Below are 1,636 nucleotides of genomic sequence, written 5' to 3'. Positions count from 1 at the left end.
TCATCAGATCTCCTTCGTGGATTCCCCCACCTTTGGGTGGCGGAGGAAATGAAGCTTCTGCGGAGCAGTGCGGGGTGCGGTGATTCGCCGCCAGGCCGGCCGCCGCGTTTGACGGTCACGGTGCGATCTCGCCTTCGGGTCGGCGGGTGTAGGTGTATCCGTCGCCTCGTTGCAGGAGACGGAAGTGTTTGTGGTGGATGCCTTGGATGGTTGCGTGGGTGGTGGTGATGTTGAAGCTGCCGGTGGCGCGTACGGCTATGCGACCGGTGTGGCTACCCGCCTTCTTGCCCGTAGGGACGACAGCACGGGCCAGGTCCCCGGTGCTGTAGCCGAAGAACTGTTTCCGTCGGGGCAGGCGCAGGCGGGGGAAGCCGTGCCGGTCGGGGCGGGTGCGGGCATGGGTGCCACGTCCGGAACATCCAACGACCAGGACCGTCGACACGGTTTCGGTGATGGTGTCGAGTTCACCGACCGCCAGGGCGTCCATCGTGTGGGTCTTGGGCAGCGCGCAGCGGGTGCGGTTCCACTTCGTACGGCCGCCGGATGCGGTATGGGTGGGCATCCGGGCGTCCAGGGCGCGCCATAGAGCCCAGCGGGTGGACTGGACAGCAGCGGCGTCCCGCAAGGGGGTCTTGGCCTGTGCTTTGATCTTCGCGAGCCGCTGGGGCTGTCCTGCCAGGAACTTTCGACGGGCTGGCTGGACTTGGCCTGGTTGCAGGGGAGGCAGGCCAGGCACAGGTTGGAGACGCGATCGCTGCCACCCTTGGAGGAGGGCTGTATGTGGTCGATGTTGAGCGGCACCCCGGTGGCGCCGCAGTAGGCGCAGGCCCGGCCCCACTTCGCCAGGAGGTATTGGCGGACCTCGGTGCCGTGCAGGGTGCCATGCTGGTACTCGGCCCCTTCCAGCGCTGTGCCCGCGCTGATGGCGTGGGTGTCGAACGCGACGCGTTCCACATGCACGGCGCGGACGGGCGCCCAGCGGGCGAGCCGGTCCACCCAGCTCGTTGTGGTGACCACCCGGTGCGTCAGAGACGGCGGGAGCCAACCCTGGGGACGGGTTCGGTTGAGAAACCTGGGGGCGCGGTAGCGCAGGTTGCGGGTGCGCCGGCCACGCCGGTAGGCGGCCCGCTGGGCCATCTTCGTGCGAATGGTCGCGCCCCGGTGATCCAGCTGGATCACGTACCGGGCACGCCGCTGACCGGCTTGGGTGGTGAACGCCGCGATGCCGGTGTGCCTGCTCCCGGGATCGACGCCCAGCTCCACGCCGTCCACCTCGCTGCCGGCGAGGGTGCGGTCCTTGAGCCGGATCACGAATGGCGTGTGCCGGGCGACGACCGCACGGCCGGAGGTGAGCAGTTTGCGGGCTCTGGCCGGTGTGGTGGGCTGTAACGGGGTGCCGTGCTTGTCCAGGACGAACACGTACGGGTGGGACTCACGTCCCTGCTCCCGAACCTGGTGGTCCGGGGTGACGCCCCCACCGCCAGGTGAAGCGGTGGTGGTCTCCTCTCGCACATGTTCCACGCCGGTTGCCTGGCGGCGTTGGAGTCCCGTTTCGTTCCCGATCCGGGGAGTGTCTGCTGACTCCAATTCCAGAGCCACCTGCTGAGGAGGCACAGATGGGTGGGTCTTCTCGCCT

General features: G+C 68.3%; 1 protein-coding gene. It reads right to left on the bottom strand.

Annotated features, from left to right (window positions below):
• Positions 1-255: 255 nt before the first annotated feature.
• Complete coding sequence (iscB, locus tag ABGB08_RS54515; protein ID WP_347608479.1) at positions 256-1,521, bottom strand: RNA-guided endonuclease IscB; 1,266 nt, start codon at positions 1,519-1,521, stop codon at positions 256-258.
• Positions 1,522-1,636: the final 115 nt, after the last annotated feature.

Source organism: Acrocarpospora sp. B8E8, from assembly GCF_039871605.1.
Classification (GTDB): Bacteria; Actinomycetota; Actinomycetes; order Streptosporangiales; family Streptosporangiaceae; genus Acrocarpospora; species Acrocarpospora macrocephala.
The sequence above is the reverse complement of the archived record's forward strand: the minus strand, read 5'-3'. Positions and strand labels throughout refer to the sequence as shown.